Annotated in this window: 16 protein-coding genes; 8 read left to right on the forward strand and 8 right to left on the reverse strand. The window is 48.2% G+C overall.

Annotated features, from left to right (window positions below):
- The first annotated feature begins 91 nt into the window (after positions 1 to 91).
- Positions 92 to 982 carry a MerR family transcriptional regulator gene (locus ACLHR0_RS00960; RefSeq protein WP_436484279.1) on the forward strand — a complete coding sequence of 297 codons (891 nt, stop codon included), beginning with the start codon at positions 92 to 94 and terminating at the stop codon, positions 980 to 982.
- Positions 983 to 988: 6 nt separating this feature from the next.
- Here the strand turns inward: ACLHR0_RS00960 and ACLHR0_RS00965 are convergent, their stop codons facing one another.
- Together ACLHR0_RS00965 and ACLHR0_RS00970 are read right to left on the reverse strand one after the other, a co-directional pair.
- A complete protein-coding gene (locus ACLHR0_RS00965) occupies positions 989 to 1,636 on the reverse strand; it encodes an alpha/beta fold hydrolase (RefSeq protein ID WP_429061147.1) in 648 nt (215 codons plus the stop codon).
- An 11-nt stretch (positions 1,637 to 1,647) separates the two neighbouring features.
- Entirely contained in the window at positions 1,648 to 2,832 is a 1,185-nt protein-coding gene (locus ACLHR0_RS00970; RefSeq protein ID WP_370913530.1) for a sigma-54-dependent transcriptional regulator, read from the reverse strand.
- A 245-nt stretch (positions 2,833 to 3,077) separates the two neighbouring features.
- Between ACLHR0_RS00970 and ACLHR0_RS00975 the strand changes: the two genes are divergently transcribed.
- Positions 3,078 to 3,890 carry a serine O-acetyltransferase gene (locus tag ACLHR0_RS00975; RefSeq protein ID WP_370913531.1) on the forward strand — a complete coding sequence of 271 codons (813 nt, stop codon included), beginning with the start codon at positions 3,078 to 3,080 and terminating at the stop codon, positions 3,888 to 3,890.
- Positions 3,891 to 3,894: 4 nt separating this feature from the next.
- Complete coding sequence (cysM, locus tag ACLHR0_RS00980; RefSeq protein ID WP_429045710.1) at positions 3,895 to 4,776, forward strand: cysteine synthase CysM; 882 nt, start codon at positions 3,895 to 3,897, stop codon at positions 4,774 to 4,776.
- Between the two features lie 74 nt (positions 4,777 to 4,850).
- On the opposite strand, the gene ACLHR0_RS00985 is transcribed toward cysM, so the two are convergent.
- Complete coding sequence (locus tag ACLHR0_RS00985) at positions 4,851 to 5,885, reverse strand: pyruvate dehydrogenase complex E1 component subunit beta (protein ID WP_429065455.1); 1,035 nt, start codon at positions 5,883 to 5,885, stop codon at positions 4,851 to 4,853.
- Positions 5,886 to 6,095: 210 nt separating this feature from the next.
- Here ACLHR0_RS00985 and ACLHR0_RS00990 point away from each other — a divergent pair, with 210 nt between their 5' ends.
- On the forward strand, positions 6,096 to 6,641 hold the full coding sequence (locus tag ACLHR0_RS00990; protein WP_436484280.1) for a hypothetical protein: 546 nt from the start codon (positions 6,096 to 6,098) through the stop codon (positions 6,639 to 6,641).
- Between the two features lie 380 nt (positions 6,642 to 7,021).
- Here ACLHR0_RS00990 and ACLHR0_RS00995 read toward each other — a convergent pair whose 3' ends face one another.
- Positions 7,022 to 8,194 carry an acetyl-CoA C-acyltransferase gene (locus ACLHR0_RS00995; RefSeq protein WP_436484281.1) on the reverse strand — a complete coding sequence of 391 codons (1,173 nt, stop codon included), beginning with the start codon at positions 8,192 to 8,194 and terminating at the stop codon, positions 7,022 to 7,024.
- 144 nt (positions 8,195 to 8,338) lie between these two features.
- Between ACLHR0_RS00995 and dnaG the strand changes: the two genes are divergently transcribed.
- Positions 8,339 to 10,306: a DNA primase gene (dnaG, locus tag ACLHR0_RS01000; protein WP_429045705.1), complete on the forward strand. Its 1,968-nt coding sequence runs from the start codon at positions 8,339 to 8,341 to the stop codon at positions 10,304 to 10,306.
- A gap of 17 nt (positions 10,307 to 10,323) precedes the next feature.
- Here dnaG and ACLHR0_RS01005 read toward each other — a convergent pair whose 3' ends face one another.
- Together ACLHR0_RS01005 and ACLHR0_RS01010 are read right to left on the reverse strand one after the other, a co-directional pair.
- On the reverse strand, positions 10,324 to 10,815 hold the full coding sequence (locus tag ACLHR0_RS01005; protein WP_429045703.1) for a dihydrofolate reductase: 492 nt from the start codon (positions 10,813 to 10,815) through the stop codon (positions 10,324 to 10,326).
- Positions 10,816 to 10,823: 8 nt separating this feature from the next.
- The gene (locus ACLHR0_RS01010) at positions 10,824 to 11,645 is read right to left on the reverse strand and encodes a thymidylate synthase (protein WP_436484282.1); all 822 of its coding nucleotides are present in this window, start codon (positions 11,643 to 11,645) and stop codon (positions 10,824 to 10,826) included.
- A gap of 324 nt (positions 11,646 to 11,969) precedes the next feature.
- Here ACLHR0_RS01010 and ACLHR0_RS01015 point away from each other — a divergent pair, with 324 nt between their 5' ends.
- A complete protein-coding gene (locus ACLHR0_RS01015) occupies positions 11,970 to 14,966 on the forward strand; it encodes a SusC/RagA family TonB-linked outer membrane protein (RefSeq protein ID WP_436484283.1) in 2,997 nt (998 codons plus the stop codon).
- A gap of 30 nt (positions 14,967 to 14,996) precedes the next feature.
- Positions 14,997 to 16,313 carry a RagB/SusD family nutrient uptake outer membrane protein gene (locus ACLHR0_RS01020; RefSeq protein ID WP_436484284.1) on the forward strand — a complete coding sequence of 439 codons (1,317 nt, stop codon included), beginning with the start codon at positions 14,997 to 14,999 and terminating at the stop codon, positions 16,311 to 16,313.
- Between the two features lie 63 nt (positions 16,314 to 16,376).
- On the opposite strand, the gene ACLHR0_RS01025 is transcribed toward ACLHR0_RS01020, so the two are convergent.
- Entirely contained in the window at positions 16,377 to 17,558 is a 1,182-nt protein-coding gene (locus ACLHR0_RS01025) for a proline dehydrogenase family protein (RefSeq protein ID WP_370909880.1), read from the reverse strand.
- Positions 17,559 to 17,740: 182 nt separating this feature from the next.
- On the opposite strand from ACLHR0_RS01025, the gene ACLHR0_RS01030 reads away from it, so the two are divergent.
- Positions 17,741 to 18,538 carry a FecR family protein gene (locus ACLHR0_RS01030; protein ID WP_436484285.1) on the forward strand — a complete coding sequence of 266 codons (798 nt, stop codon included), beginning with the start codon at positions 17,741 to 17,743 and terminating at the stop codon, positions 18,536 to 18,538.
- A 259-nt stretch (positions 18,539 to 18,797) separates the two neighbouring features.
- Here ACLHR0_RS01030 and ACLHR0_RS01035 read toward each other — a convergent pair whose 3' ends face one another.
- On the reverse strand, positions 18,798 to 20,009 hold the full coding sequence (locus tag ACLHR0_RS01035) for an NAD(P)/FAD-dependent oxidoreductase (RefSeq protein ID WP_436484286.1): 1,212 nt from the start codon (positions 20,007 to 20,009) through the stop codon (positions 18,798 to 18,800).
- Positions 20,010 to 20,058: the final 49 nt, after the last annotated feature.

A 20,058-nucleotide genomic window follows, 5' to 3' on the forward strand; every position in this document is an offset into this window, starting at 1 on the left:
TACTTTACAAAAGTTTTCTTAAAAATAGATTAAAATATTGTTTATTATAGTTTTTAAGTATATGGTGTAGCCACCGCTGAATTACCTAAATTTGGCATTTACCATACCTCCGTTGAATACATTTACGATCAGGGATATCGAAAACTTTACCGGTATAAAGGCGCATACCATCAGGATCTGGGAGCAACGGTTCCAGCTGTTCTCCGCCAGGCGGAAGGATACCAATCACAGGATCTATGACGGGGAGGATCTGAAAGCCTTATTGCGTATTGCCTATTTATATCATCACGGGATCAAGATCTCGCGCATAGCTGCGTTGTCGGAGGAAGAACAGAATAAACTGTCGTTGCAGCTGGCCGCCGAAGGATCGGCTGCAGGTCTCCAGGTAAATGAGCTGATTGCCGCCACGCTCGATTATGATTACTTCCGCTTTGAGCGCATTTTTTACAGCCAGGTATTACACCTGGGATTTGAGCACTGTATTACAAAGATCATTTACCCTTTCCTTGAAAAGATAGGCGTGCTATGGCTTACCGGCAATGTGATCCCGGCACAGGAGCACTTCTGCGCCAATATTATCCGCACCAAAATAATGACGGCGATCGACGGCCAGCAGATGAACCAACAGGCTACTGCCCATTACCTGTTATTTCTCCCGGAGGGAGAATTTCATGAAATACCATTGTTGTATGTGCAATACCTGCTGAAAAAAAACGGGAAACTGGTTACCAGCTTTGGCGCCAACGTTCCATTTGATGATCTGAAAACATTTACCCCGGTGCGGCCGGTAACCCATATGTATACCCACCTGCTTACCAATGTAACAAAACAGGCAGTAACCCAGTTTGTCGCCGCACTGGCGCAGCAGTTCCCGGGTATTAAGATCCTGATGTCAGGACCGCAGGTATGGCAGCTGACCGGCCCATTGCCGGAAAATGTATTCGTATTGAAAAGCCTGGATGAGCTATTGGCGTTTAACTGATCTGTATCAAAGCACTTCCTCCAGGATACGATTGATGGCTGCTGAGCGGTTCAGCACCATAAAATGCCCGCCATCGGGAATGAGGTGTGTAGGCTGAAGATATTTAACCGGGAAAGGCAGGTCCCGCGCGCCGTGGATATGCACCAGTCCTTCCGGCACCTGCTCATTTTCCCAGTGCAGGATAGCATTTACCGCCCAACGTGTAAAGGTATAGTCGCGCTTTGCAAGGTATTCATTCACCAGTTTGCGTTCTTCCGGTGTTTCGATATTGAGGAACTTCCTGACAACCACGCTTCTCCGTTGATACAACAGGCTGTCGGGTAATTTGTGCAGTCCGAGTTTCTTTACCCAGTTATAATAGGGAGGCTTTTCCGAGCTACGTTTAATGCTCGACAGGAGGATGTTCTTTTCTACGGGAATATGCCGGGCTATTTCCAGGCTCATGATGCCGCCGAAAGACACGCCTATTAGGGTTACCCTCCCATCAGCCGCAATGTTTTGGGCCATACGGGCCGCATAGCGGCTGATGGGTTCCTCCTGCAATGGAGGGATCCATTGCAGGTGATGCACCTGGTAGCCGGTGGGAAAACGCAGGTTGTTGAAAATGCGTTCATCCGCACCCAGTCCACTGATCAGATACAGGTGTTTTTGCATGTTGTTGCTGGTTAAGAGCTTACCTTTCTTTTATCGCGGCTTGGCACCACGAAATCTTCCACGTCTTCCGCAGTGATGGTTTTACCCGAAAGGATAACGAGCCTTTCCACTACGTTCCTGAGCTCACGGATATTACCGGTCCAGTTGTGATTTTGTAAAGCTTTCATGGCATCTTTATCCGCTACTTTGCGGGAGATACCATATTCGCTGCAAACGCTGTCGAGGAAGCTGTCTACCAGTAACGGCACATCATCCCGGCGGTCGTTCAGGGAAGGAACGTGGATCAGGATCACGCTTAAACGGTGATAAAGATCCAGGCGGAAGTTTTTGTTTTCCACTTCCTGCAGCAGGTCCTTGTTGGTAGCGGCTACTACCCTCACGTCCACGCTGATTTCCTTATCTCCGCCTACGCGGGTAATTTTTCCTTCCTGCAGGGCGCGCAATACCTTTGCCTGTGCGCTGAGGCTCATATCGCCAATTTCGTCCAGGAAGAGGGTACCGCCACTTGCCTGTTCAAACTTCCCGATCCGTTGTTTTACAGCGGATGTAAAGGAGCCTTTTTCGTGGCCAAACAGTTCACTTTCAATGAGCTCTCCGGGGATGGCTGCGCAGTTTACTTCCACCATAGGGCCACCGGCGCGGTTACTGCGTTCATGCAGCCACCTGGCCACCAGTTCCTTACCCACCCCGTTATCGCCGGTAATCAATACCCTGGCATCCGTGGGCGCTACTTTTTCTATCGTTTCTTTAATTTTCAGTATCGGGGTGGATTGACCAATCATATCCGGCACCTTATTCACCTTGCGGCGCAGGGTTTTGGTTTCGGTAACCAGGTTGGTTCTATCCATTGCATTACGCAGGGTAATGAGTAAGCGGTTCAGATCCGGCGGCTTTGAAATATAATCATAGGCGCCTTTTTTCACCGCATCTACTGCCGTATCAATATTACCGTGGCCAGACACCATGATAATAGGAATATCCCCGTTCACCTCACGTGCTTTCTCGAGAAACTCCAGTCCGTCCATTTTAGGCATTTTGATATCGCAAAGAACGGCATCATATGACTTTGCCTGGAACATTTTAAATCCTTCCATACCATCCGCGGCCTCATCTACCTTATAACCTTCATAGGTTAAAATTTCCGTGAGTGTTTTACGAATACTTTTTTCGTCGTCTATTATTAAAATGTTAGCCATAATCAGTTTTATTTTGTACGACCGGCAATACCTGCCTTTTATACAACGGGCAAAAATAAAGATTAATCCCTTAAAATTGCATTATATCAGGGATCATTTAACATGTCAGAAACAATTGAGAGATTACCATATCCTCCCGGCAGCCAGGAACGCTTGAATATTAGCAGACAGTCTACTACCTTTACAGGATTAATGCGTAATTTCAGTAACGATTAAAGTGCCAATACCTGTAATTCGATCCGCATATGAATGATTTTCTGGAAGAGTTGAAGCGGCGGCACCAGCTGGCAGCGGCGAACGCCTATCCTGCCACGGGTGCAGTAGATGAATTTGTGAGCCACCTGTTGAATTGGTTATTTCCTGAACATACCGGCCAGGTAATCCCCGATCCGGTGGCGCTGGAACGTTTTGGCCATGAACTGGAAGCCCAGTTGCAGCAATTGCTGCAATCAATGGAAAATCAGCTGCCTGCGGATGCCGCGGGGCTGAGCCGCGACTTTATGAACAAAGTACCGGTGATATATGATGAACTGACAAAAGATGCCACGGCCATTTACCAGGGCGACCCGGCAGCATCCTGTTTATACGAAGTAATCCGTGCCTATCCGGGGTTTTATGCCATTGCCTTTTACCGCATTGCGCATGCCCTGTACCAGCTGAAAATACCGGTATTACCCCGGATGATCACTGAACTGGCGCATTCCCGTACAGGAGTGGATATTCATCCGGGTGCGGTGATAGCGCCCTGGTGTTGCATAGATCATGGTACCGGCATTGTGATCGGGGAAACCACTGTAATAGGACCGCATGTAAAGCTGTACCAGGGCGTAACGCTGGGTGCACTGAGCATTGAAAAAAGTATGGCGCGCAGCAAGCGTCATCCTACCATTGAGGAACATGTAGTGATTTACGCCGGCGCCACCATTCTTGGCGGTGATACGGTGATAGGCCATCATAGCGTAATAGGCGGGAATGTGTGGCTGATTAAAAGTGTGGAACCTTTCTCCCGGATCTATTATAAAGCAGAACATAAATTTTCAGATACAAACCAGGACTAGTACAATGGCTTCCATCATAGATCTGATCGGCAACACGCCGATGGTAGAATTAAAGAAGATATCCGTTAACCCGGCCGTTAAAATTTTCGCCAAGCTGGAAGGAAACAATCCTGCCGGCAGCGTGAAAGACAGGGCCGCCTATGGCATGATCAAAGGCGCGCTCGACAGGGGCGATATTAAGCCGGGCATGAAACTGATAGAAGCTACCAGCGGCAATACGGGTATTGCACTGGCCATGATTGCCAGTCTTTTCGGCATTGAAATAGAGCTGGTAATGCCTGCAGATGCTACCCGCGAGCGGGTGCTCACTATGGAAGTATATGGCGCCAAAGTAACGCTCACGCCAAAGGAATTGTCGATGGAAGGCTCTATCGACTATGCCAACGCCCAGGTGGAGAAAGGCGGTTACTATATGCTGAACCAGTTTGCCAATCCCGATAACTACGGCATGCACTATAAAACTACCGGACCTGAAATCTGGAAAGATACCAACGGGGAAGTGACGCACTTTGTAAGTGCGATGGGGACTACTGGTACTATTATGGGTGTATCCCGCTATTTAAAGGAGCAGAACCCGGCAGTACAGATTGTAGGATGCCAGCCTACCGAAGGGTCAAAAATCCCGGGCATCCGCAAATGGCCGGAAGCTTATCTCCCTAAAATATTTGAAAAACCGAGGGTAGACCGTATCATGGATATTTCAGAAGAAGAAGCGAGGATCATGACCAAAAGACTGGCAAAGGAAGAAGCGGTATTTTGTGGTATGAGCAGCGGCGGCGCTGTGGCAGCAGCTGTACGGGTATCAAAGGAATTACGTAGTGGCGTGATCGTTAGTATCATCTGTGATCGCGGCGACCGTTACCTTTCCAGCGATCTGTTTTCCTGAAAATATTTTTAAAGATAAAAAGAAACGGAGCGAAGAAAATCTTCGCTCCGTTTCTTTTATATTGATAGCAGGTGCTATTTCTTCATGTACATTACTTCTTTCACCAGTTTCACGGTACGTTCCACATCCGGCAGGTATTGCTTAACCAGGTTGGGAGCATAGTGCATAGGAGCATCCTGTGCGGTGATACGGCGGATCGGTGCATCCAGGTAGTCGAAACCTTCTTTCTGGATACGGTAAGTAATTTCGGAAGAAATACTTGCGAATGGCCATTGTTCTTCAACAATTACCAGGCGGTTTGTTTTCTTCACTGATTCCAGGATGGTGAACCAGTCCAGCGGACGAATGGTACGGAGATCGATTACTTCTGCTTCGATACCTTCTTTTGCCAGTTCTTCAGCTGCACCCAGCGCTACTTTCATCATTTTGTTGAAAGATACGATGGTTACATCTTTACCGGCACGTTTGATATCTGCTTTACCAATCGGGATGATATATTCTTCTTCAGGAACTTCCCCCATATCGCCATACATCACTTCACTTTCCATGAAAACAACCGGATCATCATCGCGGATAGCCGCTTTGAGCAAACCTTTTGCATCATATGGATTGGAAACGGAGATTACTTTCAGGCCCGGGATATTGGCGTAGTAACTTTCGAATGCAGTGGAGTGCTGCGCACCCAATTGACCGGCAGAACCGTTTGGTCCGCGGAAAACGATCGGGCAACCCACCTGGCCGCCACTCATTGCCAGCATTTTAGAAGCGGTATTGAGGATCTGATCCAGCGCCAGTACAGCGAAGTTCCAGGTCATGAATTCAACTACCGGACGCAGGCCGTTCTGTGCAGCACCTACTCCGATTGCAGCAAATCCAAGTTCAGCAATCGGCGTGTCAATAACACGTTTTGGACCAAACTCATCCAGCATTCCCTGGCTCACTTTATAAGCACCATTGTATTCGGCTACTTCCTCCCCCATAAGGAATACCCGTTCATCACGGCGAAATTCCTCCTGCAGGGCTTCTCTTAAGGCTTGTCTGAAAGCTATCTGACGCATGCTATTCTTAATTGAAAGTTTAAATGCCTTATTGAAAGGCAGGGCAAAAATATTGTTTGTTAGCGAAAAAGCAAAGCAAACGCCCGATTAATAATTATTATACCCCCCACATGCAGTCTGTATACTATTAATTAAAATAAATACATATATTTATATTTTAAACTATAGTACACCCGGCCAACAACTTTACCCGCTGTCATGATTACCATTATTATCCTAACCTTATGCTTTTTAGCTGCCCTGTCCTGTAAAATAAAAAAGGTGAAAGCACCGGAAATACAGGCGCTCCTGTGGTACCTTCACCTGGCTTTTGGCTGCTTTGCGCTCCTGTGCGTGTTATTGATGCTGAACGACTACGGCTTCAAGGGCACACAAACCGAACGGGTGTTCTTTACCCTCTACGCAGGTACCGGTATGCTGATTTACGGCCTTACCAAACCGGATAACGACGCCAGGTACGCCTACCTGACAGTTTTTTTTGGCTTCCCGTTTGTATTGCTGATTGGGCTGCTGCTGCCGCCGCTGCGTACCCTTACCCTGGTAGCCGCTATCACCTTATTGTCGGACAGCGAGTTTCAGCGCTATACTATTGACGACGACTACGCCCTGCAAACGAAAACTACCGGTATATTATCCAACTACCCGGTTTACAGCCTGGTGGAAGATAAATACCTGTTTTTTGAGAAAATAGTGCCTGACGTGGTAAAACCAAAGGCTGCATTGCATTCGCTGAAGATGGTCAAAAAAGGGGGAGACAGCGTGAGAATACAGGTAAATAACATAGATACCGTGATTGCTATTTATTGATGAAGTGTAAACCTGTTTCAGGATTATTTCTCCAGGTGTAAAGTTTTTTCAGGACAAACCCGGGGTGGAAGTGTATGGGGAGTGTATGAGGAGTGTATCATGAGTGTATGGGGAGTGTATGGGGAGTGTATGGAGAGTGTATCATGAATGTAAGGGGACTATATGGGGAGTATAGGGGGACTATATGGGGAGTATATAGGGAGTACGACACATACACGACTCCTAAGTAACTGAGAAGTATCGGAGAAGTATCCGAGAAGTATCCAAAGAGTATTAACCCGCTTACCGGCAATGCCATAACGGCCCCGACTGCTGTAAGATCAAAATAAATCAGCCGTCAGCTGCTGGTTTCGAAAAAAACAGCAGCTGACGGCCTGTAATTAAACTCTTTCTATAATGATCGCGCTGGCGCCGCCACCACCATTGCAGATTCCTGCAACGCCGTAACGCGCCTGCTGCTGATGCAGAATAGCATTCAATGTTACCACAATCCGCGCACCACTGCAACCAATAGGATGTCCCATGGCTACGGCCCCACCCCATACATTCACTTTATCGAGCGACAGTCCCAGGTCTTTCGCATTGGCAATAGGCACGCAGGAAAATGCTTCATTCACTTCCGCCACATCCATGTCGCTGATTTTCAGGCCAGCTTTATTCAGTGCGTTGTTGATAGCTTTTACCGGCGTAGTGGTAAACCATTCCGGCGCCTGCGAAGCATCGGCAAAGCTGATGATCTTTGCCAGTGGCTTTAATCCCAGCGCTTTCAGTTTTTCACCGCTCACCAGCACTACTGCTGCCGCACCATCGTTGATGTTGGAGGCATTGGCAGCGGTGATGGTGCCGTCTTTCTGAAAACTTGGTTTCAGGGAAGGCACTTTTTCAAAAATCACTTTCTTATAGTCTTCATCTTCAGACACCGTTACCACCTGTTTTCCGGGTACCTGTACCGGCACTACTTCATCTTTAAAATATCCTTTCTCCCAGGCTGCGGCTGCGCGTTTATAGCTTTCAATAGCGTAAGCGTCCTGGTCTTCCCGGGTAATTTTGTATTCGGTGGCGCACAGCTCTGCTGCGTTGCCCATATGAAAATCCTTGTAAGGGTCCCAGAGGCCATCGCGGATGATGCCGTCGGTAATGGCGCCATGTCCGAGTTTATAACCGGTACGGGCTTTATCCAGGTAGTAAGGGGTTGCGCTCATGTTTTCCATGCCGCCGGCCACTACTACGTCGTTGTCGCCCAGCATAATACTTTGGGCGCCCAGCATAATGGCTTTCATACCGGAAGCGCATACTTTGTTTACCGTAGTACAGGGAACATTGTTAGGCACGCCTGCAGCGAGACTGGCCTGATTAGCGGGCGCCTGGCCGAGATTGGCGCTCAGCACATTGCCCATATATACTTCATTTACTTCTGCCGGGGCGATACCCGCCCTTTCCAGTGCCGCTTTAATAACGTGAGCGCCAAGCTGTGTGGCCGGAATGCCTGCCAGTGCGCCATTGAACGAACCGATAGGCGTACGGGCCACGGCTACTATAAATACTTCTTTCATCTGATAAATAAGATTGATTTGGCTAGTTTATAATCTACCAAATATAAGGAAAAGTTGCCGGGAACAGCAACCACGCCTATATGCTGATCCCCTTCTCTCCAAATCCTAATTTTCCCGTATGTTTGCAGTTGCATTTACGAAACCGTGATATCTCAGAACTCCATACAACAGATCCTCAGCCGCATTGATATTGTGGAAATTGTGGGTTCCTTCGTTAAACTGAAAAAAAGAGGCGCCAACTACTTAGGCTTGTGTCCATTTCATAACGAAAAGTCCCCTTCTTTCACCGTATCTCCCGGAAAAGAAATCTATAAATGCTTTGGTTGCGGCGCCAGCGGCAATTCCATCAGCTTTATCATGGAGCATGAAAAGTACTCCTATGTAGAAGCGCTCCGGTGGCTGGCACAACGGTACCAGGTAGAGCTGGAGGAAACGGAAGTAAGCCCCGAACTGAAGCAGCACCAGCTGATGGCGGATAGTTTGTTTATCATCAACAACTACGCCCGGGAGTACTTCACCGATACCCTTTTTAATAAAGATGAAGGCCAGAATGTGGGTCTGAGTTATTTTGAAGAAAGAGGATTTACGGAAGAAACCATCAAAAAGTTCCAGCTGGGCTACTGTCTGAATACCTTTGACTCTTTTGCCAAATCGGCACTGGACAAAGGCTACAACCTGGAATACCTGCAAAAAACAGGATTGGTTACCATCCGGAACGATCAACCTGCCGATAACTATCGCGGCAGGGTCATATTCCCGATCCATAACCAGTCCGGAAAAATACTGGGCTTCGGGGCGCGTATCCTGGTAAAATCAGACCGGGCGCCCAAATACATCAATTCTCCCGAAAACGAAATTTATGTAAAAAGCCGGGTACTGTATGGTACCTACTTTGCACGGCACGCCATCGATAAACTCAATGAGTGCCTGCTCGTAGAAGGTTATACCGACGTAATTTCCCTGCACCAGGCAGGTGTGGAAAACGTGGTGGCCTCCAGCGGTACCTCCCTTACGCAGGATCAGCTGCGGCTGATTAAGAAATATACCAATAACCTCACCATCCTTTACGATGGCGACAGCGCCGGTGTGAAAGCAGCGCTCCGCGGGCTGGACATGGCCATTGAAGAAGGATTGAACGTGAAGCTGGTATTGCTGCCGGACAAAGAAGACCCGGACAGCTATGTGCAAAAGATCGGTGCGGAAGCCTTCCGTGAATTCATTAAAGATAACAAGCAGGACTTTGTACTGTTCAAGCTGCAGCTGAGCATGCAGGAAGCCGGCGCCGACAGTAATAAAAAATCGCAGCTGGTAAATGAAATCGCTGAAACCATTTCAAAAATTGATAAGGCGGAAGATTTTACCCGGCAGCAGGATTATATCCGTCAGTGCAGCCAGCTACTCCATATCGATGAACAGGGATTGATCCAGCTGGTCAATAAATTTATCCGCGACCGCCTCGTTAAACGGGAGCAGGCCTATGCGCGTAACAATCCCGCTCCCAGCGATGATGGCCTCAGCGAAGAAGCTATTGCCGCCATGGAGGCTGCTGAAACAGGCATTTCAGTAGACTCGCTCATCAACGGGCATGAAAAGCAGGAAAAAGAACTGGTAAAAATCCTGCTGCGTTTTGGCGATAAACCCTTCAGCGAAGAAGAAAACAACACCGTAGCCGACTATGTGTTCCACCTCCCCTACGATTTCGAGGCATTGGCAGAAAGTGAGCTGGTGAAAAGGATTTTAAGGGAATATAAAGCATTGTACGATGCAGGGAACCTGCAGGACAAACGGTGGTTCCTGTATCATGAAGATCAGCAGCTGTCAAAACAGATTGCCAATATACTGGAAGATAAAGAAGCCGATTTGAGTATTAACTGGAAAGACCGTTTCGAGATTGATACCGTATACGGTGATAATGCCTATCTGAGAGATACCATCTCCACTACCAACTATCTTATTCTGCGTAAGATCAAGAAGCTGATCCACGAAAACCAGGAAGAGGCTAAAAAGGCGACAGACATGGACCAGATCCTGAACTGCCTTGAAATGCAGAAGCACCTCAACTCCCTGGAAAAGGAGCTCACGAACGGTATGGGCACTGTTATTTTCAAGTAACCGTTAACGTTAGTATCTCAAATCCGCTCCCATACCTGGAAGGAGAACGGGTACTGATTTTTTTCATCCGCCTCATGGCGCTCATCACTTACCAGTTCAAACTCTGCGCCATCCAGTTGGGGGAAAAAGGCATCCCCATGAACAACCGCATATACGCGGGTGAGATAGATCCGGTCTACTAACGCCCACGCCTGTTCGAAAATTTGCGAGCCGCCGGTGATAAACAATTCATCACCGCCGAATGACCTGGCTTTCTCAACACCTTCCTCTATAGAACGCACTACATATGCACCTTCCGGCTGAAAATCCGTTTGACGGGTGATCACGATATTGGGTCTGCCGGGCAATGGTTTGCCCAGGGAGTCAAATGTTTTACGTCCCATTACAATGGGTTTTCCCAATGTGGTGGATTTAAAATATTTAAGATCCAGCGGTAAACGCCAGGGTAACATATTGTTGATACCGATTACGTTATTTTCCGAAGCGGCTACGATAATGGATATACGCATATGGAAAGTTATATGGCTACCGGTGCTTTAATGGCCGGGTGAAACTGGTAATTCACCAGTTCAAAATCTTCATACTTAAAGGAGAAAATATCTTTTACGTCCGGGTTGATCTTCATCACCGGAAGCGGGAATGGTTGCCTGCCTAATTGCAGGTTGGCCTGTTCCATATGATTGCTGTACAAATGCACGTCTCCGAAAGTATGGATAAAGTCGCCGGCTTCCAGGTCGCACACCTGCGCCATCATCATGGTTAACAAGGCGTAGGAGGCGATATTGAAAGGTACACCCAGGAATACATCTGCGCTGCGCTGGTACAGCTGGCAGCTCAATTTACCACGGGGTTGCCCTTTTGCGGGATCTGCAGGGGTTACATAAAACTGGAACAGGCAATGACAGGGACTGAGTGCCATTTCCGGCAGTTCGCCCACATTCCACGCGTTCACAATAATACGGCGGGAATCAGGATTATTTTTGATGGTATTTACCGCTTCGGTGATCTGGTCTATTACCTTGCCGCTGCGGGTTTCCCAGCTGCGCCATTGCTTTCCGTACACGGGTCCGAGGTCGCCATTTTCATCGGCCCACTCATCCCAGATGCTTACGCCATGTTCTTTCAGCCAGGCGGTGTTGGTATCTCCTCTTAAAAACCAGAGCAGTTCATATATAATCGATTTGAGATGCAGCTTTTTGGTGGTCACCACGGGGAAACCATCCTGCAGGTTGAATCTCATCTGGTAGCCAAAACAGCTGGTAGTGCCGGTGCCGGTGCGGTCTGTTTTTACCGCGCCTTCCCGGATAATATGTTGTAATAAAGATAAATACTGCTCCATAAGGTCGCAATTTACGAAGTTTTCCAGTTGAAAAAATATAACATATTTAAGTCAAAGAAAAAAAGCGGAAGTACCCTTAAAATTTCGTAATCTGCTATATCATTTTACGTTACAATAAGATCGGCTTAATGAGAAGTCCTTGCCATCAGAGATGATGATGAAAAACCTGTAGTACCCCTTGTGCAAGGATCGCAACAAATTAACGCTATTAAACAACCAAAATCAAATCAGGATCTGTACTATCTATAAACCAGAAAAATAATCAGCAACATGATATTGTAACCTCGTTTTAATCATCATTCATTATCTAAACCATTTCAAGCTATGCTTCTACCAAAATCCAGCTTGCTGGTACTGCTATGCCTATGCAGTACCCTGGCACTATTTGCGCAGCAAAACATTACCGGAAAAATCCGGGATGCCGTCAGCGGCAAACCCATTCCGGGCGTCACCGTACGCATTCCCAACACCAATAAAGGGACCATTACTGATGCCGATGGCAACTATACGCTGGCCATCACGGCCGGCACTACCAGTTTAATGGTGAGCTATACCGGTTATAAAACCAAAACAATCAATCTTACACCGGGTAACAACGTAATAAACCTGAGCCTGGAAGAAGATTTCGCCCGGCTGGATGAAATTGTGGTAACCGGGTTGGCCACCAATGTAAAGCGAAGTAATCTTGCCAATGCGGTAGCTACTATTTCCGGCACGGAATTAAACGGGGTGGCGCCTGCGCAAACATTTGACGCAGCCATCAGCGGTAAGGTGCCCGGCGCACTGATAACCGCCAATTCCGGCGCCCCCGGCGGCGGCATCTCTGTAAAAATGCGCGGTATCACTTCTGTATTTGGCAACTCGCAGCCACTGTATGTTGTAGATGGTATTTTCTTCAATAACAGCAGTATTCCCGCCGGATTGAACGATGTAACCGGCGCCGCTACCTCGGGCAGTCCCAACAACCAGGACAACCCTTCCAGCCGCATTGCAGACCTCAACCCGGAAGACATTGAAAATATTGAAATCCTGAAAGGCGCTTCCGCCGCCGCTATGTATGGCGCCAAAGCTGCTGCCGGCGTAATCATCATCACCACCAAAAAAGGTAAATCAGGCAAAACGAAAGTGTCCCTCAACCAGGAAACCGGTTTTACCAAAGTACGGCACCTGATGGGCGTCCGCACCTTTACCCCGGAAACAGCTGCTGATCTTGCAGGTACTGCCGATAACCCTGATCCTGCCGTACAGGCGAAGCGTGCTGCTTACAAGGCGCAGTTCACCGAGGCAAAGAATGCCGGGAAGATCTTTGACTATGAAAAAGAGCTCTTCGGGCAAACCGGACTGGTGCTGAACACCGGTGTGTCTCTCAGTGGCGGCGGTGAAAAAACTACCTTCTATCTTTCCGGTAACCGGCGGCAGGAAAACGGTATTGTGAAAGGCACCGGCTATTTCAACAACTCCATCCGGCTGAATGTGGATCATAAGGTGAGCGATCGTATATCCATAGGCGTTACTACCAACTATATCAACTCTTCCGCCGACAGGGGGCTCACCAATAACGATAACAACGGCGTTTCCCTCGGTGTGGCGTTGTCGTCCACACCCGATTTTGTGAACCTGTTTCCCAACGCGCTCGGTGAGTATCCGCGCAATAGCTTCGCCAGTTCCAACCCGCTGGAAACACGCGACAATATGATCAACAACGAACAAACCAACCGCTTTGTTGGTGGTGGTAATATTGAGATACGGCTGCAGCAAAGCGACCGCTCCACCACCAGGCTGGTAGGGCGCGGTGGTATCGATTACTTCAATTTCAAAACCACCGCCTTGTTTCCACGCAACCTCCAGTTTGAAGAGAACGGACAGCAAGGACATTCCATCCAGGGCAATACCAACAACACCAATACCAACATCGGCGGATTTATAGTGAATACGTTTACGCCAAGCGAGAAGCTCAGTTTAACCAGTACTGCCGGCGCTACCCTGGAAACCGGCTATCTCGACAATATTGTTACCGTAGCTACCAACCTGGTATCCGGCCAGAGTAACCTGGATGCCAGCGCCAACACCACTACCCGGCAATTCCGCCAGAAATACCGCGATAACGGTATTTTTATCCAGGAAGACCTTTCCCTGATAGACGCCATTACTTTCAGTGCCGGCGTACGTTTCGACAGGTCCACCAATAACGGCGAATACCAGAAATATTACGTTTTCCCCAAAGGATCTGTTTCCTGGAATATTGCCAAAATGGATTTCTGGAAGGTAGCCGGTGTGGATAATCTCAAGCTGCGCGCAGCTTATGGCCAATCCGGCAACGTACCTCCTTATGGCAGTAAATTTACCCAGATGCTCGGCAGCAATATCGGCGGCTTCCCCGGCGTGCTGGTAGAAAACCAGCAGGGCAACCCCGATATTAAACCGGAACGGCAAACAGAATTTGAAACCGGGCTGGATGTAAGCGTACTGAATGGCCGCATCAGCCTGGAAGCAACTTACTATAACAAAAAGATTTATGACGTATTACTGCGTCATGCGCTTCCCGGTTCTTCCGGTTATGCTACTGAATGGAAAAACAGTGGTGACCTGAGAAATAAAGGAATAGAGCTGGGATTAAACCTGATACCCGTGAACCAGCCCAATGTGCGGTGGAACAGCAGCATTAACTGGTGGCAAAACCGTTCCAAAGTCACCAAGCTGATCATTCCTCCCTATGCCATTGGCGCCTTTGGTAACTCCCTCGGCACTTTTTACCTGGAAGAAGGACAACCCGCCACACAGCTCAAAGGCATTGTAAACGGCGACCTGAAGCTGATCGGAAATGCTGAACCGGATTTCCAGATGAGTTTCTTCAATGAATTAACCGTGTTCAAAAACTTCTCCCTGCGTTTCCTCATCCACTGGAAAAAAGGCGGCGACAACATTAATCTTACACAGCTGCTCACCGATGCAGGAGCCACCTCTTTTGATTATGACGATGAGATGAAAGGCACCAAGGCAGGACTTTACCGCCCCGGCGCAGGCGATGCTTCCATTTATGTGCAGGATGCTTCGTATGTGCGTATCCGTGAGATCGGCCTTTATTACAATATTCCCATGAAAAATACATCCGTGCTGAAAGCAATCCGTGTGGGCGTATCTGCCAATAATTTCTTTACATGGACAAAGTACGTGGGTTATGATCCGGAAGTATCCAACTTCGGAAGTAACACCATTACTACCGCTCAAACCCGCGGCAGTAACGGGTTATCAACCGGAGTGGATGTTATGCCGTTCCCTGCATCTAAAAGGGCCAGCTTTCATGTTGGCGTCGATTTCTGATCATTTTCCATCTGCTTAAAAACATTACATATGAAAAAGTATCTTTCAATAACAGCGATCGCTTTTTTACTGCTGGTGATGAACGCCTGCCAGAAAGGAGAGATCAACAGTTTGAATACACCCGTGGTAAGCGGCATCACTACCGATCCTTCCAGGAGCGACCTGTTTAACCTGGTAACCGGCGCCGAATCCGGCATGCGTAACAGCCTCTCTGCTTACCTCGATGGCACCGGTATTATTGGCCGGGAAATTTACCGTTTCTCCGGTGCAGAACCCCGGTACACCACCGATTTGCTGGGCGGCGGTTCCAAACAGCTGGACAATAACACCTTTTACCTTACCAACCCCTGGTCGGGCCGCTACCAGGTAGCCAGGCAGTGTTTCATTTTACTCGATGCCATCAGCAATACCCGCACGGAAGTAGCGTCTGATGTGCAAAAGAAAGCCTTTACAGGATTTGCCAAAACGCTGATCGGCTACCAGTTGCTGCTGAATCTCAACATGACAAATACCAATGGCGTACGTATCCCCGTTCCCACTGGCGCTACCCTGGGACCTGTGATTACCAACCCTTCGGTAGTGATGGATTCTATATTGAAATTCCTGGATGAAGGAAAAGCCGATCTTACCGGATCGGAGGTTATTTTTCCTTTGTCGGATGGGTTCCTGGGATTTAAAGATGCCGCGGGGCTGATTAGATTTAACCGCGCCATTGCCGCCAGGGTGTATACCTATCAACAGAAATGGAGTAACGCACTAACCGCACTCAATGAATCCTTCTTCGACCTGAACGGCGCTTTAAACAGGGGCGTTTATCATGCCTTTTCCACCAATGGCGGCGATCTTGCCAATACCATGTATCTCCCGCCCAATGGCAACGGGGAAATAAGAGTAGCGCATCCTTCTTTTGCTACCAATATTCTGCCGGGTGATGACCGCATCTCCAAAACATCGTTGCGGACTTCTTCCGCCAGCCAGAGTGGTTTAACCGGCAACCGCGATGTGATTGTATGGACCTCCCTGAACGCACCCATCAGCATTATCCGGAACGAGGAGCTGATATTGATATACGCGGAAGCCAAGATTCAGACAAATGCATTCCCCGACGCCATTGTGGCGCTCAACCGTATACGCACAGCGCATAACCTTGCGCCATATGCCGGTGGCGCTGCTTTAAATGCATTAATTACTGAACTGTTGTATAACAGGCGCTATTCCCTGTTTATGGAAGGACACCGGTGGATAGATGTAAGGAGATATAACCTGTTGGGAACATTGCCTAAAGACAGGCCTGATGATGATGTGTGGCCGAGGTATCCGTTGCCGCAGAGTGAAAGCAATACTTAAAACTGATAGTATTATCCATAAAGAAGCGAAGCGCATCCAGGATGCGCTTCGCTTCTTTATGACTTATGCCATGGCCCTTCTCTTCATTTCCTTCCTGATAAGTGCCAGTTCGCGGCCCATTTGCCCGGCAATGGAGGTGTTCTCCTGCGCCCTGCGGATCAGGTAAGGCATTACTTCTTTTACGGGACCATAGGGCAGGTATTTGCTAACATTATAACCGGCATGCGCCAGGTTAAAAGTGATGTTATCGCTCATGCCCAGCAGTTGTGAAAAACTTACATGCGGATGGTTATGCGGCAATCCTTTTTCGTGGAGCAGCCTGGCGGCAAACATGCAGCTGTTTTCGTTGTGCGTGCCAATGAAAACCGCGAGTTTATCGAGGTTATCGATGCAGAATTTTACGGCAGCATCATAGTCCTTATCCGTAGCCTCTTTGCTTGGCTGGATAGGCGTTGGATAATTATTCTCTGCAGCGCGTTTGTTTTCTTTTTCCATGTAGGCGCCGCGCACCAGTTTGGCGCCCAGCAGGTAGCCGTTTTTTACTGCTTTTTCCAGGGATACCTGCAGGAAAGGGTAACGGTCGTGGCAATACATCTGGAAGGTATTGTACACGATTACCTTTCCTTTGTTGAATAACGACATCATTTCATCCGTGAGCGCGTCTACCGGGTCCTGGATCCAGGATTCTTCTGCATCCACGAGGATGGCTACGTTATGACGGGCGCCTGCTTCAGCGATGGCGTGCACACGGTTGCGTACACGGGTATATTCCTCTTGTTCGGCGGGCGTTAAAGTTTCCTTGCGGTGTACTTTTTCCAGCAGATCGAACCGGGCAAAACCCGTGACTTTTATAGCGATGAAAGGAATATCGGGTCTGGAGGCAGCATATTGAATGGCACGGATGAATTCAGGAACAGCGGCATCATAGCTTTCTTCTCCTTCCATGGCTTCCACGCCATAGTCGAGTGCCACCCCTACATGATAGTTACCCAGTTGCAGTGCAGTGGTAGCTGCTTCTTCCAGGGTTTCGCCGCCGCAGAACTGTGAGAAAATAGTGCTTTTAATAATTCCTTTTATGGGTAATCCCAGTTTAAAGGCGATGGGAGTCATCACGGCGCCTAATTTTACCAGCCAGGGCTTCCCGATATTACTAAAAAGAAAGTTGGCTTTTTTCAGTGCCTTGTCGGTCTTTGCCTCAAATGCGATAGCGGTATTATCAAATGATAAAGGTAGCTGCTTTTCCATGGGCCGCAAAGTTAGGGTGCGTCCGGCTTCTAAACAAAAATCATTATAATATCAGTATATCTTTTTAACAGCGTTAACAGATATTGTCTATTGCTTCTCAGAAATTGTTTAAGCATACCCTTATGCCGCTGTTTATTTTATTACTTTTAGGTCTTTTAAGATACATACAAAATTCCCGGAATATGCTATTTAAACCTGATACTATTTCCCGTAGTTTTTTCAGCCGCTGTTCGCTGGCATGGTTACTAACGGGCGGAATAGTGATCACCGGCTGCCAGACAAAAGCACCGGAAAACGCACCTGTGAACCTGAAAACGCCGGGCATTGAATACCAGACCTATAAAGGCGCCACCGGCCGGCGTACTGCTATTACGCTGCCCGACAGCTCCCGGGTAATACTCAACTCCGCTTCTGTACTGGAGGTGCCCGCCAATTATTTACAGGGCAACCGTGCCGTGATCCTCGACGGCGACGCATTCTTTGCCGTAGTTCCATCTACCGATACTTTTACGGTTACCAGCGATAAATTAAGGGCTACTGTACTGGGCACCGAATTCAAAATGCGTTCCTTTGCCAGTCAGCATGGCGCTACCGTATACCTTCTCAACGGGAAAATCCGCGTGGGAAAATCCTATCACTCTGCCACCGATAACCAGCCGGAAATACTGGAACGGGGACAAATGATCCTGGCCAATAATGACATCGACCTGATGGAAAAAGAAACCTATCATCCCGAAGAACTGGAAACCTGGTTATCTGATACACTGCGGATCAATAATGCCAATCCTATGGCACTTTCCCGCACACTGGAAGAATGGTTTGGCGTGGAAGTGGAAATGAAGGGGGATGCTTCCAAAGCACCGGCGATTACAGATGCCGCGTTTTTTCATGCTTCATTGGAGGAGGTGCTGAATAACCTTGGTGAACAACAGCATTTCAAATATAAGATCCGCGATAATAAAGTGGTGATTACTTTTTAGTATAGGCTTTAACGTTAGATGCTTTTCGCGGAGGTTGTCTTGAGCGGAGGTTGTCTTGAGCGGAGGTTGTCTTGAGCACTGATTACACTGATTATGCTGATTATCTTGATTATCTTGATTTTACTTTTTTGATTTTATAAGGATTTGGGGAGATGGAAGCGGAGCAGGATTTGGTTTTATAAGGATTTGGGGAGATGGAAGCGGAGCAGGATTTGGTTTTATAGTGATTTGGGGAGATGGGAGCGGGTTTGGGGCTGGTTTAGAAATGGATTTTCCTGTTGAAGGAAAAGATGGTGGCATCGGGATTTTTCTTTCCCTGTATGAGGTCAGTGATGATATTGGCGGCCATCTGGCTGAAAGTGATCCCGTTGCCGCCGAAGCCCAGTGCAAAAAAGGTATGCGGCATAGGTGCGAAAGGGCCGATAAACGGGAGTCCGTCTTCTGTAGCGCCAAAGGTGCCGGTCCATTTAAACTCGGTGTGGAAGCGCAGCTCCGGGAACTTCCTCCGCAGGTCTTTTTCGAGGGCCTTTGCTTTTTGGTGGATTAGCTTATCCCGGCGGCCGGGGTTATAAAAGGGCTCATCACGCCCCCCTACCATTATACGGTGATCGCTGGTAGTACGCATGTAGAGGTAAGGGGATTTTGTTTCCCATATCAGGCAATCCTGATACCACTGTTCTTCTGCGTGATTGGGTTCACTTGCGATGGCATAAGTGGAGTTTAATTTCAGCAGCGGCGTTTTGATATATTGCAGCACCTCATATCCTGTGGCAATCACGAGGTAACGCGCCGTAACCTGGTACCCCAGTGAAGTTTTTAACACTACGCTGCGAGGACGGAAATCAATATCCACCACGGCGGTACGGTCAAATACCTGCGCACCATGTTTGATATTGTGCTGATGCAAGGCATGGGTAAGCATATATGCATCTGTTTGCGCGGCGGTATGGGAATAGATGGCAGCCGGCGCATCAAAGCCCATCTTTGCTTTTACTTTCGCCGCATCCCACCACTCCATTTTCAGCCCCAGCTCCCGGCGGGCTTCCAGTTCTTCCGATAATTTTTTTATGTCTTTGAGGTATGAAGCCAGGTACAGACTATGCTTTCTTTCAAAATGCGGGAAATGCAGGGCTTTGCAAATCTGCTCCAGCTCGTGGATAGCAGCCACAGACAGTTCATATGCCCTGTTGGCATGGTAAGTACCCACTTTATCCCGTAGTACCGATAAAGGCGTATCAATTTCATACTGCAACAGCGAGGAACTGGCTGCTGTGCTGCCAAGGCCAATGGTGCGGGCATCGGCTACCACACAGGGAATACCTGCGTTTGTGAGGGCATGGGCCGTTAAGGCGCCGGAGATGCCTCCGCCTATCACGGCCACGTGCGTACGAATATCCCGTTCCAGCCAGGGATAATTGTATGGGAGGCCGTTACGGATCAATGAATAAGGGTAACCTGACTGAAGATCCATATTTATTGATTTTACAAAAGCTGCACCAGAAATTCGTATCTTCTGTCAG

This window comes from Chitinophaga sp. ARDCPP14 (genome assembly GCF_051362515.1).
Taxonomy (GTDB): domain Bacteria; phylum Bacteroidota; class Bacteroidia; order Chitinophagales; family Chitinophagaceae; genus Chitinophaga.

Bases quoted from the DNA above. Each gene is read 5' to 3' on its own strand.
- ACLHR0_RS00965 (WP_429061147.1), bottom strand. From the start codon at position 1,636: ATGCAAAAACACCTGTATCTGATCAGTGGACTGGGTGCGGATGAACGC.
- ACLHR0_RS00970 (WP_370913530.1), bottom strand. From the start codon at position 2,832: ATGGCTAACATTTTAATAATAGACGACGAAAAAAGTATTCGTAAAACA.
- ACLHR0_RS00975 (WP_370913531.1), top strand. From the start codon at position 3,078: ATGAATGATTTTCTGGAAGAGTTGAAGCGGCGGCACCAGCTGGCAGCG.
- cysM (WP_429045710.1), top strand. From the start codon at position 3,895: ATGGCTTCCATCATAGATCTGATCGGCAACACGCCGATGGTAGAATTA.
- ACLHR0_RS00995 (WP_436484281.1), bottom strand. From the start codon at position 8,194: ATGAAAGAAGTATTTATAGTAGCCGTGGCCCGTACGCCTATCGGTTCG.
- ACLHR0_RS01005 (WP_429045703.1), bottom strand. From the start codon at position 10,815: ATGCGTATATCCATTATCGTAGCCGCTTCGGAAAATAACGTAATCGGT.
- ACLHR0_RS01010 (WP_436484282.1), bottom strand. From the start codon at position 11,645: ATGGAGCAGTATTTATCTTTATTACAACATATTATCCGGGAAGGCGCG.
- ACLHR0_RS01015 (WP_436484283.1), top strand. From the start codon at position 11,970: ATGCTTCTACCAAAATCCAGCTTGCTGGTACTGCTATGCCTATGCAGT.
- ACLHR0_RS01020 (WP_436484284.1), top strand. From the start codon at position 14,997: ATGAAAAAGTATCTTTCAATAACAGCGATCGCTTTTTTACTGCTGGTG.
- ACLHR0_RS01025 (WP_370909880.1), bottom strand. From the start codon at position 17,558: ATGGAAAAGCAGCTACCTTTATCATTTGATAATACCGCTATCGCATTT.
- ACLHR0_RS01030 (WP_436484285.1), top strand. From the start codon at position 17,741: ATGCTATTTAAACCTGATACTATTTCCCGTAGTTTTTTCAGCCGCTGT.
- ACLHR0_RS01035 (WP_436484286.1), bottom strand. From the start codon at position 20,009: ATGGATCTTCAGTCAGGTTACCCTTATTCATTGATCCGTAACGGCCTC.